15 protein-coding genes are annotated in these 12621 nt (G+C 69.0%); 7 read left to right on the top strand and 8 right to left on the bottom strand.

The genetic code is table 11. The features are described from left to right. Window positions 1-16: 16 nt before the first annotated feature. Together Q333_RS0115320 and Q333_RS17445 are read left to right on the top strand one after the other, a co-directional pair. On the top strand, window positions 17-502 hold the full coding sequence (locus Q333_RS0115320) for a peroxiredoxin (RefSeq protein ID WP_029418126.1): 486 nt from the start codon (window positions 17-19) through the stop codon (window positions 500-502). A 59-nt stretch (window positions 503-561) separates the two neighbouring features. Beyond that, complete coding sequence (locus Q333_RS17445) at window positions 562-1068, top strand: very short patch repair endonuclease (protein WP_084176193.1); 507 nt, start codon at window positions 562-564, stop codon at window positions 1066-1068. On the opposite strand, the gene Q333_RS0115315 is transcribed toward Q333_RS17445, so the two are convergent. From Q333_RS0115315 to Q333_RS0115295, 5 genes are read right to left on the bottom strand one after another with little or no spacing between them, the layout of a single operon-like run. Beyond that, window positions 966-2996, bottom strand: coding sequence for an ATP-binding protein (locus tag Q333_RS0115315; RefSeq protein WP_029418125.1), 2031 nt, complete (start codon window positions 2994-2996; stop codon window positions 966-968). The genes Q333_RS17445 and Q333_RS0115315 overlap by 103 nt on opposite strands. 59 nt (window positions 2997-3055) lie before the next feature. Next, window positions 3056-4087, bottom strand: a complete 1032-nt coding sequence (locus Q333_RS0115310) for a quinone-dependent dihydroorotate dehydrogenase (protein ID WP_029418124.1) — start codon at window positions 4085-4087, stop codon at window positions 3056-3058. Further along, window positions 4081-4392, bottom strand: a complete 312-nt coding sequence (locus Q333_RS0115305; RefSeq protein WP_029418123.1) for a DUF952 domain-containing protein — start codon at window positions 4390-4392, stop codon at window positions 4081-4083. Before Q333_RS0115305 ends, Q333_RS0115310 begins: the two co-directional genes overlap by 7 nt. Continuing rightward, the gene (locus Q333_RS0115300; protein ID WP_029418122.1) at window positions 4392-4904 is read right to left on the bottom strand and encodes a SixA phosphatase family protein; all 513 of its coding nucleotides are present in this window, start codon (window positions 4902-4904) and stop codon (window positions 4392-4394) included. The genes Q333_RS0115305 and Q333_RS0115300 overlap by 1 nt, the downstream gene beginning before the upstream one ends. A gap of 10 nt (window positions 4905-4914) precedes the next feature. After that, window positions 4915-5682: a methyltransferase domain-containing protein gene (locus tag Q333_RS0115295; protein ID WP_035294560.1), complete on the bottom strand. Its 768-nt coding sequence runs from the start codon at window positions 5680-5682 to the stop codon at window positions 4915-4917. A gap of 47 nt (window positions 5683-5729) precedes the next feature. Between Q333_RS0115295 and gloB the strand changes: the two genes are divergently transcribed. The 5 genes from gloB (at window position 5730) to Q333_RS0115270 (ending at window position 8932) form a co-directional block, all read left to right on the top strand. Further along, window positions 5730-6458 (top strand): hydroxyacylglutathione hydrolase, encoded by a 729-nt coding sequence (gene gloB, locus Q333_RS0115290; protein ID WP_029418120.1) that lies wholly within the window; start codon window positions 5730-5732, stop codon window positions 6456-6458. A 70-nt stretch (window positions 6459-6528) separates the two neighbouring features. Beyond that, the gene (locus tag Q333_RS0115285; RefSeq protein WP_029418119.1) at window positions 6529-7308 is read left to right on the top strand and encodes a nucleotidyltransferase family protein; all 780 of its coding nucleotides are present in this window, start codon (window positions 6529-6531) and stop codon (window positions 7306-7308) included. Continuing rightward, window positions 7292-8065 (top strand): metallophosphoesterase family protein, encoded by a 774-nt coding sequence (locus Q333_RS0115280; RefSeq protein WP_029418118.1) that lies wholly within the window; start codon window positions 7292-7294, stop codon window positions 8063-8065. The genes Q333_RS0115285 and Q333_RS0115280 overlap by 17 nt, the downstream gene beginning before the upstream one ends. A 115-nt stretch (window positions 8066-8180) precedes the next feature. Continuing rightward, window positions 8181-8594, top strand: a complete 414-nt coding sequence (locus Q333_RS0115275; RefSeq protein WP_029418117.1) for an Hsp20 family protein — start codon at window positions 8181-8183, stop codon at window positions 8592-8594. 83 nt (window positions 8595-8677) lie between these two features. Continuing rightward, entirely contained in the window at window positions 8678-8932 is a 255-nt protein-coding gene (locus tag Q333_RS0115270) for a DUF1150 family protein (protein ID WP_029418116.1), read from the top strand. 15 nt (window positions 8933-8947) lie between these two features. On the opposite strand, the gene ptsN is transcribed toward Q333_RS0115270, so the two are convergent. The 3 genes from ptsN to rpoN form a co-directional block, all read right to left on the bottom strand. Further along, the gene (gene ptsN, locus Q333_RS0115265) at window positions 8948-9412 is read right to left on the bottom strand and encodes a PTS IIA-like nitrogen regulatory protein PtsN (RefSeq protein WP_029418115.1); all 465 of its coding nucleotides are present in this window, start codon (window positions 9410-9412) and stop codon (window positions 8948-8950) included. Between the two features lie 99 nt (window positions 9413-9511). Next, the gene (hpf, locus tag Q333_RS0115260) at window positions 9512-10171 is read right to left on the bottom strand and encodes a ribosome hibernation-promoting factor, HPF/YfiA family (protein WP_029418114.1); all 660 of its coding nucleotides are present in this window, start codon (window positions 10169-10171) and stop codon (window positions 9512-9514) included. A 920-nt stretch (window positions 10172-11091) separates the two neighbouring features. Further along, window positions 11092-12594, bottom strand: a complete 1503-nt coding sequence (gene rpoN / locus Q333_RS0115255; RefSeq protein ID WP_029418113.1) for an RNA polymerase factor sigma-54 — start codon at window positions 12592-12594, stop codon at window positions 11092-11094. Window positions 12595-12621 lie beyond the last annotated feature (27 nt).

Here is a 12621-nt window from a genome sequence, read left to right as displayed (position 1 = left end):
CCTTCCGGAGCCTGCCATGACCCTGCAGATCGGCGACCGCATCCCGTCCGCCACCCTGATGACGCCGACCCCGGACGGCCCCCGGCCGATCACGACCGACGAGATTTTCGGCGGCAAGACGGTCGCCCTGTTCGCGGTTCCGGGCGCCTTTACCCCGACTTGCTCGGCGCGGCACCTGCCGGGCTATGTCGAGAATAAGGACGCGCTGAAGGCCAAGGGCGTCGATACGATCGCCTGCCTGTCGGTCAACGATCCCTTCGTGATGGGCGCCTGGGCTGAGAGCCAGAAGGTCGACGCCGACACGGTCCTGATGCTGGCCGACGGCAACGGCGACTTCACCCGCGCGGTGGATCTGGTCATGGACGCCAGCCGGGGCGGCATGGGCCAGCGGTCGAAGCGCTATTCCATGTTGGTCAAGGATGGCGTCGTGACCCAGTTGAACATCGAGGAGCCCGGCGCTTTCGAGGTCTCGTCGGCAGAGCACCTGATCGCGCAGATTTAGCGGCGCTAAGGCTCGGCTCGCGGAGCCTCGCTGCTTGAGCGCGGGCTTTTGAGACCAGTATGACAGACGTCTTCACGCCCGAGCAGCGCAGCGCCGTCATGCGCCGGGTCAAAGGGCGCAACACCGCTCCAGAGCTCTTCGTCCGTCGCGCCCTGCGTGCCGCCCGGATAGGCTACCGGCTCGGCGGATGCGGCCTGCCGGGGCGGCCCGATCTGGCGATGAAGGGCCGACGGGTGGTCGTGTTCGTGCACGGCTGCTTCTGGCACGGGCACGACTGTCCGAGAGGCGCGCGGCGGCCCAAGGCCAACGCCGCCTACTGGGACGCCAAACGCGCCAGGAACATCGCGAGGGACGCCGACGTGTTCGCCAGACTGACCACAGACGGCTGGCGCGTGGTGACCATCTGGGAGTGCGATCTGAAGGGTGAGGACGCGGCTGCCCGCATCCTCGCCGCCGTGCGCGGTCAGGCGGCGGCGACCTCGGATGGCGCGGCCTCCGCCTCAGACAGCACCTGCTCCAGCGCGCCCAGCAGGGCCGGTGGCGTCAGGGGCTTGGAGACGAAGTAGGTCATGCCCGCCGCCATGCAGGCGGCGATGTCTTCGGGCGCGGTGTCTGCGGTGACGGCGATCACGGGAACGCCCGCGTTGGGTCCGCCGCCGGCGCGGAGCCTGCGCGTGGTCTCGCGGCCGTCCAGCTCGGGCATGCGCACGTCCATGAAGATGACGTCGAAGACACCCGTCTCGCACTGAGCGAGAGCCGCGAGGCCGTCAGCGGCCGTGGCGATGTCACACCCCAGGGGCGCCAGAATGAGTTCGACCGCGCGGCGGTTGATGTCGTGGTCGTCGACCACAAGAACGCGCAGGGGGCGGTCGGCCTCCGCCTCGGCGGCCTCGGCGAGCGGCGGCTCGTCGGATTGTGCGACCGCCATCGTCGTATCGACGGCGGGCGTTTCCGCTGGCTTCGGTTCCGCCACGGGCTCGGCCGGAATCTCGGCCCCCAGTTGCGCGAGAAGGGCCTCAGTGGCCGACAGCGCGGGCGCGGCCTCGACGGCCGGTTCCGGCTTGGGCTCGGACTTGCGCGGCGCGCGTGAACTGGGCTTGCGCGGCGCCAGGCTGCGGACGATGTCCCCCCGGCTGTCCTCGCCGAAGGTGCGCGGCGTCGCGGCTTCGGCGTCGCCCTGCGGCAGGACGAGCGAGACGGTGAAGACCGCGCCCTCGCCGGGTCGGCTGCGCGCCGTCAGCCGACCGCCCATCAGCTCGATCAGGTCGCGGCTGATGGACAGCCCGAGCCCTGAGCCGCCATGCCGGGCGCTGACGCCTTCGGAAAGCTGATCGAATGGCGTGAACAGGCGGGCCAGCTGGTCGGCCGACATGCCGGGGCCGGTGTCGGCAATCTCGATCAGGATGGCGTGCTCGGCCGGTTCCTCGGGCCAGGAGGCGAGGCGCAGGGTCACCGAGCCCGCGTCGGTGAACTTCATGGCGTTGGAGACCAGGTTGTTCAGCACCTGCCGCAACCGCATCGGGTCGCCCTTGACCGAAGCGGGCATCGACGACGCCCCCTCCACGCGGAGGGACAAGCCCTTGGCGCGGGCCTCGCCCTGCCAGAACATCAGGGTCTGGGCGATCAGGCTGCGCAGATTGAAGTCCACGCTCTCGACCGTCATGTGACCGCCTTCGAGCTTGGCGTGGTCAAGCAGGTCGTCCAGCAACGCTTTCATCATCACGCTGGCGTCCGAGATCAGGGCGGCCTGGGCGCGCGCCGAACTGGTTTTAGCCCCGGCCTCCAGCTCTGCGGCTCCGGTCATGATGGCGCTGATGGGGGTCCTGAGGTCATGGCCGACGGCGGCGAGAAACGCCTGTCGGCTGGCCATGATGCGCTCGGCCTCGGTGCGTTTCCGGTCCGCTTCCAGTCGTGCGGCGCTCTCGGACTGCTGGGCCTTGTTCATCCGCTCCCAGGTCGAGACGCAATAGATGCCGAAGACGACGAAGGAGATGGTCACCGCCATGACGAAGGCGTGGGACGCCCCGTAAAAGCTCATCCAGAACGGCACTGCCGCCATGTAGAGGAAGTGCGGCGCGATGGTGATCGCCAGCACCTTGCGCGAGCCGGGCGAGTTGATCACGCCGTAGATGGCGCCCGACGCCGCCACGATGGCCGCGCAGACCCCGCCCATGGGGCCGCCCAGCAGCCAGAGCGGAACGGAAAGACTCCCGAACGACGCCGCGTTCAGGAACAGCATCACATTGCCCGCCGCGCTGCGGATCGGGCCCATGCGCTCCACCCGGCCGGAGAGCACGGGCGCGAAAATCCATAGGTCGAGCGCCTGGACCAGGAAATAGCCGACGCACCACAGCGCCGAGACCTCCGAGCCGAACACCGGCGTGAAGATGAGCGCCATCGCGGCGCCCATGCCAAGCCGCTGCATCAGGGCGCGCCGACGGGCCTGGATCGCGGGCGTCCAGTCCGGCGCCGAATCCTTATAGGCCTGCGACATGCACGTCCCCGAAATGAGGCGCACGGGCCCCTGGCGGAAACCATCATGACCGAAGCGGCCTAACGCTCCGTCAACGCAGGGTTGGCGGATGCCTCGGCCAGGGAGGCGAAGCCGTCGGCGCGCAGACGGGCGGCCAGATCGCGCTTGATGCGGCCGACCAGGCCCGGCCCGCCGTAGATCAGGGCGGAGTAGATCTGGACCGCCGAAGCGCCGGCCCGGATGCGGCGGTAGGCCTCCGCCCCGCTGTCGATTCCGCCGACGGCGATGAGCGGCAGACGACCCTTCGCCGCCTCGGCGGCGTGGATCAGCGCCTTGTGCGCCTTCTCGCAGAGCGGCGCGCCGGAGAGTCCCCCGGCCTCGGCCCGGTCGCGCGAGCGCAGGCTGGAGGGGCGGTCCAGCGTGGTGTTCGAGACGATCAGGGCATCGATCCGGTGCGCCAGCGCCGCCTGGACGATCATGGCGATCTCGTCCGGCGTCAGGTCCGGCGCGATCTTGAGGAAGACGGGCGCCGGCGTCGTCCGCGCTTCGGCCACGCGGCCGAGCAGATCGTCGAGCGCCTCACGCCCCTGCAGCGCGCGAAGGCCCGGCGTGTTGGGCGAGGAGATGTTGACGGTGAAGTAGTCGGACAGGCCCGCGAGGCGTTGAAGACCGGCGACATAGTCCGCCGCGCGATCCTCTGTGTCCTTGTTTGCCCCCAGGTTGGCTCCTACCACGATGCCGGAAGGGCGGCGCGACAGGTTGGCGGCGAAGGCCTCGAGCCCCCCGTTGTTGAAACCCATCCGGTTGATGATGGCCCGGTCTTCCGAGAGGCGGAACAGGCGGGGCTTCGGATTGCCGGGTTGGGCTCGCGGGGTGACGGACCCGGCCTCGACGAAGCCGAAGCCTAGGCGGGACAGGCCGGTCAGGGCCTCGGCGTTCTTGTCCAGACCCGCGGCAAGGCCGATCGGGTTGGGCAGCTCTAGGCCCGCCAGCGACATCCTGAGGATCGGATCATCCGGCGGCGGCGCGGGCAGGGGCGCATGCTTCAGGCCGCCGATGGCCAAGCCGTGGGCGGTCTCCGGGTCGAGGGTGCGGAGCAGCGCTGTCAGCATGCGAACGGCGTCGCCTCGGTCACCGCCGTGGTCGGCAGAGGGCCGTAGATGTGCGGAAACAGCGCTCCGCCACGCGAAGGCTCCCAAACCACGGCGTCGCCCAGCGCCTCCAGATCGACGGTCAGACGCATGAGATTGGTCCGGCCCGCGAAGTGCTTCCGCGCCGTCTCCTCCAGCTGCGCCGCCGTCGACAGGTGGACGTAGCCGTCGGCCAGATCGACCGCCGAGCCGAGAAAGACGCCCTCGGCCAGGGCCTCGCGCCATTCGGCGGCGTCGAGCAGCTTGTAGGCGTAGCGCTCGGCCATCAGTCCTCGGCTCCGCCGCCGAAGGCCTTGGGCGTCAGGAAGCCGTCGTAGGCGCAGCGACCGGCCACATCCACCTCGAACACAGCCGCCGCCCCGGTCGGGAAGCCGCCGGCCAGACGGTCGAGGATCGCGGGCGAGGCGGCGCTTTCCGTCAGATAGTCGTAGGCGAGGGTGTGAATGCCCGGATTGTGGCCCATGACCAGCAGGCATCCAGCCTCATCCTCGGCGTCCTGAACCAGACGCCGGATGGTGTCGGGCGAGGCGTCGTAGAGGCGGGGCTCAATACGGACCTCCACGTCGCCGAACGCCTCCTGCACCGCGTCCCAGGTCTGGCGGGTGCGGGTGGACGGACTGACGAGGGCCAGATCCGGGCGCAGCTTCTTCTCCGCCAGCACCCGGCCCATCAGCGCGGCGTCGGACAGGCCGCGCTCGGTCAGGGCGCGGTCGCGGTCGAGGCCGGAGGCGGCGGCGCGCTCGGTCTTGGCGTGGCGCATCAGGATCAGGCGGTGCATGAGGCCGCCGTTACAGGGGTTCGCCGCGCGCTTCCACCCCGTCGCCGTCACGCGGCGACCGCGTCGCGGGCTGGGGCTGGAGCACCCCTTGCGGGACCGCAACCCGCGCCCCGTGGCCGGATGGGCGGATGCGGGCGTAGGCCTGGCGCGTCGCCTCCAGCAGGATGACGCCCGCGAAGCCCGGCGCGACCCGGCGACCGATCTGCTCGAACCCGTCGGCCATGCCCAAGATCGGCGTCCACGGCGGGACATACAGCGTCTGGGACCAGGCGGTCGGCTCCAGCCCGACGGCGCGGACCAGCCGCTCCAGCTGACCGCGCGTAAAGGGCCGGCCGTGGCCGAAGGGCGTGCTTTCGGCCCGCGCCCACATGCCGCCCCGCGCCGCCGCCGCCAGGATGATCCGCCCGGCGGGCGCCAGCGCCCGAACCGCCTCGGTCAGCAGAAGCGTCGGATCGTCGGCTTCCTCCAGCGCATGCACCAGCAGAACGCGATCGAACGTCCCCGCCGCGAGCGGCAACCGCTTGTCGTCGACCAGCAGCGTCCGGTTCTTTCCGACGGAGGGCCACAGCTCCACCCCCTGACCGCCCGGCATGGCGGCGATGACGCGGCGCGCGCCGACGAAGGCGTCCAGCCACGGCGTCGCATAGCCGACGCCCAGCACGTCGCAGCCCTCGGCCTCGCCCCAGGCGTCTTCCAGACGCTTGGCCAGCAGCCGGCGCACCAGGGCGCCCCGGGGCTCGCCGTAGAAGGCGCGAAGATCCTCGATGGCGCGACGCATGGTCTCCACTATATGGCGGATCAAGCCTCGCCACCAAGGACCGCACCATGCCCCTGACCGTTCACCTGTTCCCGGCGCGCGAGGACAACTACGCCTTTCTGGCCCGCGACGAGGCGACGGGGACGGTCGCCGCGATCGACACCCCGGACGCCCAGGTCATCCTGGACGCGATCCAGTCGCTGGGCTGGGGCAAGCTGGATCGCATCATCAACACCCACTGGCACCCCGATCACACCGAGGGCAACGAACGGCTGAAGGCCGACACCGGCTGCGACATCTGGGGGCCGGAGGAAGTCCGCAAGGTCGCCCCGGTCGATCACATCGTCGAGGAGGGCGATGTCGTGACCATCGGCGAGACGACGCTGCACGTCACCGCCACGCCCGGACACACGCTGGGCCACGTCGTCTTTCGCTCGATCCCGGACAACATCGCCTTTACCGGCGACACCCTGTTCACCCTGGGCTGCGGCCGCCTGTTCGAGGGCACGCCCGAGCAGATGTGGGACAGCCTGCAACGCATCGCCGCCTGGCCGGACGAGACGGTGCTGTATGGCGCGCACGAGTACACGGCGTCCAACGCCCGCTTCATGCTGAGCGTCGACGACCGGCCCGAGGTCCGCGCCCATGCCGAAGGCGTCTTCACTAAACGCGCGCTGGGCGAACCCACCGTGCCGACCACGCTGGGGGTCGAACGACGCTTCAACCCCTATCTGACCGCGCGCGACGGCGCGGAGTTCGCCGCGCGGCGCGCCGCCAAGGACGTCTTCAAGGGCTGACGCCTCGTCGCAGCCGGAACCGTGGCCGCGGGCGGGCCGTTGGACACCCCTCGATATCAGGGGTTCCAGCATGAGCGACACTGTCGCCGATCCGAGCTTTCATCCGCCCGAGGACGCGGTCGACTTCTATGAGGAGAGCCTGCGCCTGCTGAAGGAGAGCGGCATCCCCTTCCTGCTGTCGGGCACCTATGCGGTCACGGCCTACACAGGCATCCGGCGGCCGACCAAGGATCTGGACGTCTTCTGCAAGCCCGGCGACTACCCCCGCATCCTCGCCTTCTTCCAGGCGCGCGGTTACCGGACCGACGTCGAGGACGAGCGCTGGATCGCCAAGGTCTGGAAGGACGAGGACCGCTTCTTCGACGTCATCTTCGCCATGTCGAACGGCGCCATCGCCGTCAACGACAGCTGGTTCGGCCCCGACACCATCGAGGTCTATGGCCACGAGGTCGGCATCACGCCCCCGACGGCGCTGATCCTGTCCAAGGTCTTCATCCAGGACCGCTACCGCTACGACGGCGCGGACGTGAACCACATCATCCTCAAGCAGGCGGCCAACATCGACTGGAAGTCGCTGCTGGACCAGATGGACCTGTACTGGGAGGTGCTGATGGCGCACCTGCTGAACTTCCGCTTCGCCTATCCGACCGAGCGCGAGAACGTGCCGTCCTGGCTGATGACGGAACTGACCGAGCGGCTGCAGGCCCAGGTCAACCTGCCGGCGCCGCGGATCAAGGTCTGCCGCGGCCGTCTGTTCAGCGCGCGCGACTACGTCTCCGATATCGCCGAATGGGGCTTTGGCGACGTGGTCGGCAAGGGGCTCGAAGAGCGCCATGACCCTGTCCACTGACGCCCAGACCCTGCAACCTGGCCTCGAACCTGGGCCCACCCGGCGGCTGCGCGTCGCGGCGGTCGGCGACCTGCACGTCGGCGAGGGCCAGACGCGACCGCACCGCGCTCTGTTCGAGCGGGTCTCGGACGACGCCGACGTGCTGTGCCTGTGCGGCGATCTGGTCAACTTCGGCAAGACCGCCGAGGTCGAGGTGCTGCTCGACGACCTCAGGAGCTGCCGCATCCCCATGGTCGGCGTCATGGGCAACCACGAGCACGAATGCGGCCAGCCCGAGACCGTCGAGAAGATGCTGACCGACGCCGGGGTGACCATGCTGTCGGGCGGGCGCAGCTGCGAGGTCGGCGGCGTCGGCTTCGCCGGCGGCAAGGGCTTCGTCGGCGGCTTCGGCCGCTACATGCTCAGCGCCTTTGGCGAGGCCTCGATCAAGACCTTCGTGCAGGAGGCGGTGGAGGACGCCACCGCGCTGGAAACCTCGATCCGCTCTCTGCGGACCGAGCGGTCGGTCGTGTTGCTGCACTATTCGCCGGTGGTCGACACCGTCGTGGGCGAGCCGCCGGAGATCCACGCGTTTCTCGGCTCGTCGCGGCTGGCGGAGACCATCGATCGCTACGACAACGTCAAGCTGGTCCTGCACGGCCACGCCCACCGGGGCGCGCCTGAAGGCAAGACGAACCGGGGCGTGCCGGTCTTCAACGTCGCCCTGCCGGTGCTGAGGACGCTCGGCGAGACGCACTATCGGGTGTTCGAGGTCTGACGGGCCGCCGCGCTTGCCGCTCGCCGCGCCCGATCCCATATTCCTCACCGAAGCCGAGGGCGCGCCGCTTAAGGGCGTCTCCGGCTCTATAGTCGCTTCTGAGTGAGGACTGACCATGACCGGCCGCCCCGTGCTGTTCGACAGCCCGTTTCTTCTGGGTTTCGACCAGACCCGCGCCCTGATCGACCGCGCCGCCAAGGCTGCGGCCGAGAGCTACCCGCCCTACAACGTCGAGCAGATCGGCGACCACGGCGTGCGCATTTCCCTGGCCGTGGCGGGCTTCTCGCCCGACGACCTGGCGATCACCCTGGAGGGCCGGCAGCTGACCATCGCCGGCAAGCGCGAGAGCGCCGGCGACCAGGCCTTCCTGCATCGCGGCATCGCCTCGCGCGGTTTCGTGCGCAGCTTCGTCCTCGCCGACGGTCTGGAGGTCGAGGGCGCGACGCTGGAGCACGGCCTGTTGCATGTCGATCTGAAGCGGCCGGAAGAGGCCGCGACCGTGAAGCGCATTCCGATCAGCCTCGGCTGATCTCAACCCCAATAGCGACGCTTGGACGCGCCGGCGAACCCGCCGGGCGCTGCGGCGTTGTCTTTTCGAAGGAGGCGGTCCTGATGACGCCGATAATGACCAAGGAAGACCTGAAGGGGCTGGGCGCGCCCGACCTCGTCTATGTGCGAGAGATCAGCGCGGCCGACGTCTTGGCCGACGTGCGGGTCGAAGAGGCCAAGGGCCTGATGATCGATCCCGACCAGACTCTCTATGCGGTGCACAGCGCCGACGGCGAGCGGCTGGCGGTCATGCTGGATCGCGAAACGGCCTTCGCCGCCGCCGTGGCGCACGAACTGGCGCCGGTTTCCGTCCACTAGCCGACGAAAACCGCCTCAGGCGGCGGTGGCCGTCTCGTTGGTGACGAACAGGGCGTGGACGGCGTCGACGGTATGCGCCTGACGCAGCTGCTCGCGCATTTCCGGCGAGCGCAGGGCGCGCGACACGGCTGCGAGCGCCCGCAGATGCTCAGCGCCGTCGCGCGGCGGGGCGAACAGGGCGAACAGCAGATCGACCGGCCGATCGTCCACGGCGTCGTAAGCCACCGGCGTATCCAGCCGCACGAACACCGCGCGCACGCGGTCCAGACCCTCGAGGCGGGCATGGGGCACGGCGACGCCGGAACCGAGCCCCGTCGAGCCGAGCGCTTCCCGTTCCAGCAGGGCCTCGAACACGCGGTCTTCGGCGACGCCCAGAGCCTGGGCAGCGCAGGCGGCCACGGTGTGCAGAGCCTGTCGCTTGGACGACGCGCCGCCCCTCAGGACGACGCCGTCCCGGACCAGCAGTTCACCAATATCCATGATAGTCTCGACTCACACACTCTTACGAGGTTCAGGCGGCCCAAGAGGGGAGGCGACGGGCGCGGGCCGCATAGCCCGAACCGCGCCTCTTTGGAAGGCTTATGCGCCAGAACCGTTTACAGAACCGTGTCCGTTCGACGACACGGTGCGTTCAGGGTCTATCCACCCGACATTGCCGTCCGGCCGGCGATAGACGACCGAAAGCCCGCCGTGGGCGGCGTTGCGGAACATCACGACCGGGTAACCGGTCATGTCGAGCTCCAGCACCGCGCGACCGACGGTCAGGGTGCGGATCTCGGCCTCGGTCTCGGCGATCACCATGCCAACCGGGGGCGGGCCCTCGGCTCCGGCATCGCCGAACTCGTCATCCTCGACCGAGTCGGGATCGCGCAGGACGATGGAGCGGGCGACTTCCCGCGCTGCGTTCTCGGTCTTCTCGGGTGAGAGAGGCTTGGGCCCGATGTGGTGGTCCTTGAGTCGGCGCTTGTAGCGACGAACCCGCTTTTCCAGCTTTTCGAGACTGTCGGAGAAGGCCGCATGGGCGTCGCCGCCGTGGCCGGTGGTGACCAGAGCCTGGCCCGAGGCGAGGCGGACCCAGCAGTCCACCTTGAAGCCGTGGCCGTCCTTGGAGACGACGACCTCGGCGTCCTGACCGCCGCGTTCGAAGTATTTTCCAACCCCGTCTTCGAGTTCCTGGGAGATGCGCGAGCCTAACGCTTCGCCGACATCCACGTGCTTGCCGCTGACCTGGACTTGCATGTCACACAGAACGCGACTGCCTGCGAAAAGTGTCAATCGGGAACGTCGGTTTTACGGTCACGCTTTTGCGATCAGCTGGAGCCTGAGTCAGAAGGACACGGTTGCTCAAGCGCGCATGGGGCGATGCCTGCCACTCCCTCTCGCTCTGGGAGAGGGAAACCCACACGCCGTTTTTCTCAATCATCCAACGACGCCCGGAATCAGCGAGTAAAATCAACGCCCGCTCCGTTTGAGACGCTCTGAACGCGCCCTCATTGAAACCTGCCTTACAATCACCCCCGGTTCCGTCGCCTGGGAAGGGCGCAAGGCCTTGCGAGCTTGTCGCGGCGGGAGCGGTTGGAGCGGGGGCTCCCGAGGTCCAACGACCGGAGGCCGTGAAGAGCGGTCGTCCGGCGTCCGGATCAAGGGGGTGGCGTGGGCAACGTTGCCGTTCGGAATGAGGGTCCCGGGCTCAAGCAGCCCGGAACCGCGTTCCAGGCGGTAACCCGCCAAACGCAAAGCGTCTGGCTCAAGCAGCGAGACGCCGCGCGTCGAGCGGTAGCCCACCGACAAGGCGGCGAGCAGAAGACTCGCCGCGTTCAGGGGATCGGCTTTCGCAAGCACGCCGACCTTCCCGCCGGAGGCGTCAGTAGCGGCAAGGCTCTAACAGGGCCGTTGGTCCCCGGGCAGTCGGCTTCGAGCGACGCGGGGCCGTCCGCTTCCGGTCAGACCAGCCGCGCGGAGCAGTCGTCTTTCGCCGAAACACAAACCCTCACGGTCTCCGGGCGAAGGCCCGGCTGCTCCGCCCGCCCTTCCCATCCCGTTCACAGCGGAAGAGCGATCAGGCGCGCCTGCACCGACACGCGACGCCCGACCCGCCACCCCGGGGTTCCAGGCTCGGCGGCGCCGCACCGGAAGGACCGACAGCCGCGATGGCGTTCCTATCCCGCCTTCATCATCCGACGACGCTCGACAGAAGAGGGAATCCGCAAGGCCTCCCGATACTTGGCGACGGTTCGACGCGCGATGTCGATGCCCGCCTCCTTCAGGATCTCGACGATGCGGTCGTCGGACAGGACATCGCCGTCGCGCGCCTCATGGTCGATCATCGACTTGATCCGGTGACGGACGGCCTCGGCGGAGTGACTGGCCCCTCCGTCCACCGCCTGGATGGCGGCGGTGAAGAAGAACTTCAGCTCGAACACCCCGCGCGGGGTCGAGACGTATTTGTTCGAGGTCACCCGGCTGACGGTCGATTCGTGCATGCCGATCGCGTCGGCCACGGTCTTGAGATTCAGAGGCCGCAGAAACTCCACGCCGAAGGCCAGGAAAGCGTCCTGCTGGCGCACGATCTCCGAGGAGACTTTCAGGATGGTCTTGGCCCGCTGGTCCAGCGACTTCACCAGCCAGTTGGCCTGGGCGGCGCAGTCGGCCACGAAAGTCTTTTCGGCCTCGGTTCGAGCGCCTGCGCTGATGGAAGCGTGATACCGCTTGTCGACCAGGAGTTTGGGCAGGGTGTCGGCGTTCAGCTCCACCTTCCACCCGCCGGCCGGATCGGGCCGGACGTGGACGTCCGGAATCACCGTCTGAGCCACCTCGCCCGCGAACCCCGCGCCGGGCCGGGGCGTCAGCGCCTTCAGCTCGGCGATCATTTCGGCGAGGTCCTCGGCGTCGACTCCGCAGGCCTTGCGCAGCGCAGCGAGATCGCGCCGGGCCAGCAGGTCGAGGTTGTCCAGCAGGGCCGCCATGGCCGGGTCGAAGCGGTTGCGCTCGACCAACTGCAGCTTCAGGCACTCCGGCACCGAGCGCGCCATGACGCCCGTCGGCTCGAAGCCCTGGCACACGGTCAACACCGCCTCGATCCGGTCCAGGCCGCACCCAAGGCGATCGGCCAGCTCCTCGAGTTCGCCGCGCAGGTAGCCGCCTTCGTCGACCCCGTCGATGAGGGCCAGCGCGATGGCGTGATCCGCAGCCGAAAGCCCGGCTGCCGAAGCCTGGGCCTGTAGATGCTCCCACAGGGTCGGATCATGCCGCTCGGGCCTCTCGCCGCCGTCGCCGTCGTTGAACGAGCCGCCCTTGCCGGCGGCCGACCAGTCCGACAGGCCTGGCTGGGACGCCGCCTCGTCCGACAGCCGGTCCGAGGTCCGCTCGCCGGGGGTGGCGTCTCCATAGACGTCGTCCTCGCGCGCATCGACGCTGGACGAACGGTCCGCCGCCTCGGCTTCGGAGAAGCTGAGCTCAGCGGTGTCGGCGGTCAGCTCCCGTGTCGGCTCGGCCGGGGCCTCGGTCTCCTCGCGCTGGAGGAGCGGGTTCTTCTCGAGCTCGGCCTCGACGTATTCGTCGAGCTCCTGATTGGACAGCTGCAGCAGCTTGATCGCCTGCTGGAGCTGGGGGGTGATGACCAACCCCTGGCCCTGCCGGATCTCGAGCCTCTGACCGATCACGTCCGCATCGCCCCTGCCGCCGGACCG

Origin of the sequence: Brevundimonas bacteroides DSM 4726 (assembly GCF_000701445.1) — a bacterium.
Classification (GTDB): Bacteria; Pseudomonadota; Alphaproteobacteria; order Caulobacterales; family Caulobacteraceae; genus Brevundimonas; species Brevundimonas bacteroides.
Note: the sequence above shows the minus strand (reverse complement) of the source record. Positions and strands in the feature narration are given on the sequence as shown.

Excerpts from the sequence above, each read along its gene's own strand:
- Q333_RS0115275 (WP_029418117.1), top strand. The coding sequence starts at position 8,181 with ATGACCGGCCGCCCCGTGCTGTTCGACAGCCCGTTTCTTCTGGGTTTC.
- Q333_RS0115315 (WP_029418125.1), bottom strand. The coding sequence starts at position 2,996 with ATGTCGCAGGCCTATAAGGATTCGGCGCCGGACTGGACGCCCGCGATC.
- Q333_RS0115310 (WP_029418124.1), bottom strand. The coding sequence starts at position 4,087 with ATGCTGACAGCGCTGCTCCGCACCCTCGACCCGGAGACCGCCCACGGC.
- gloB (WP_029418120.1), top strand. The coding sequence starts at position 5,730 with ATGCCCCTGACCGTTCACCTGTTCCCGGCGCGCGAGGACAACTACGCC.
- Q333_RS0115305 (WP_029418123.1), bottom strand. The coding sequence starts at position 4,392 with ATGGCCGAGCGCTACGCCTACAAGCTGCTCGACGCCGCCGAATGGCGC.
- Q333_RS0115300 (WP_029418122.1), bottom strand. The coding sequence starts at position 4,904 with ATGCACCGCCTGATCCTGATGCGCCACGCCAAGACCGAGCGCGCCGCC.
- Q333_RS17445 (WP_084176193.1), top strand. The coding sequence starts at position 562 with ATGACAGACGTCTTCACGCCCGAGCAGCGCAGCGCCGTCATGCGCCGG.
- hpf (WP_029418114.1), bottom strand. The coding sequence starts at position 10,171 with ATGCAAGTCCAGGTCAGCGGCAAGCACGTGGATGTCGGCGAAGCGTTA.
- Q333_RS0115285 (WP_029418119.1), top strand. The coding sequence starts at position 6,529 with ATGAGCGACACTGTCGCCGATCCGAGCTTTCATCCGCCCGAGGACGCG.
- ptsN (WP_029418115.1), bottom strand. The coding sequence starts at position 9,412 with ATGGATATTGGTGAACTGCTGGTCCGGGACGGCGTCGTCCTGAGGGGC.
- Q333_RS0115320 (WP_029418126.1), top strand. The coding sequence starts at position 17 with ATGACCCTGCAGATCGGCGACCGCATCCCGTCCGCCACCCTGATGACG.
- Q333_RS0115280 (WP_029418118.1), top strand. The coding sequence starts at position 7,292 with ATGACCCTGTCCACTGACGCCCAGACCCTGCAACCTGGCCTCGAACCT.
- Q333_RS0115270 (WP_029418116.1), top strand. The coding sequence starts at position 8,678 with ATGACGCCGATAATGACCAAGGAAGACCTGAAGGGGCTGGGCGCGCCC.
- Q333_RS0115295 (WP_035294560.1), bottom strand. The coding sequence starts at position 5,682 with ATGCGTCGCGCCATCGAGGATCTTCGCGCCTTCTACGGCGAGCCCCGG.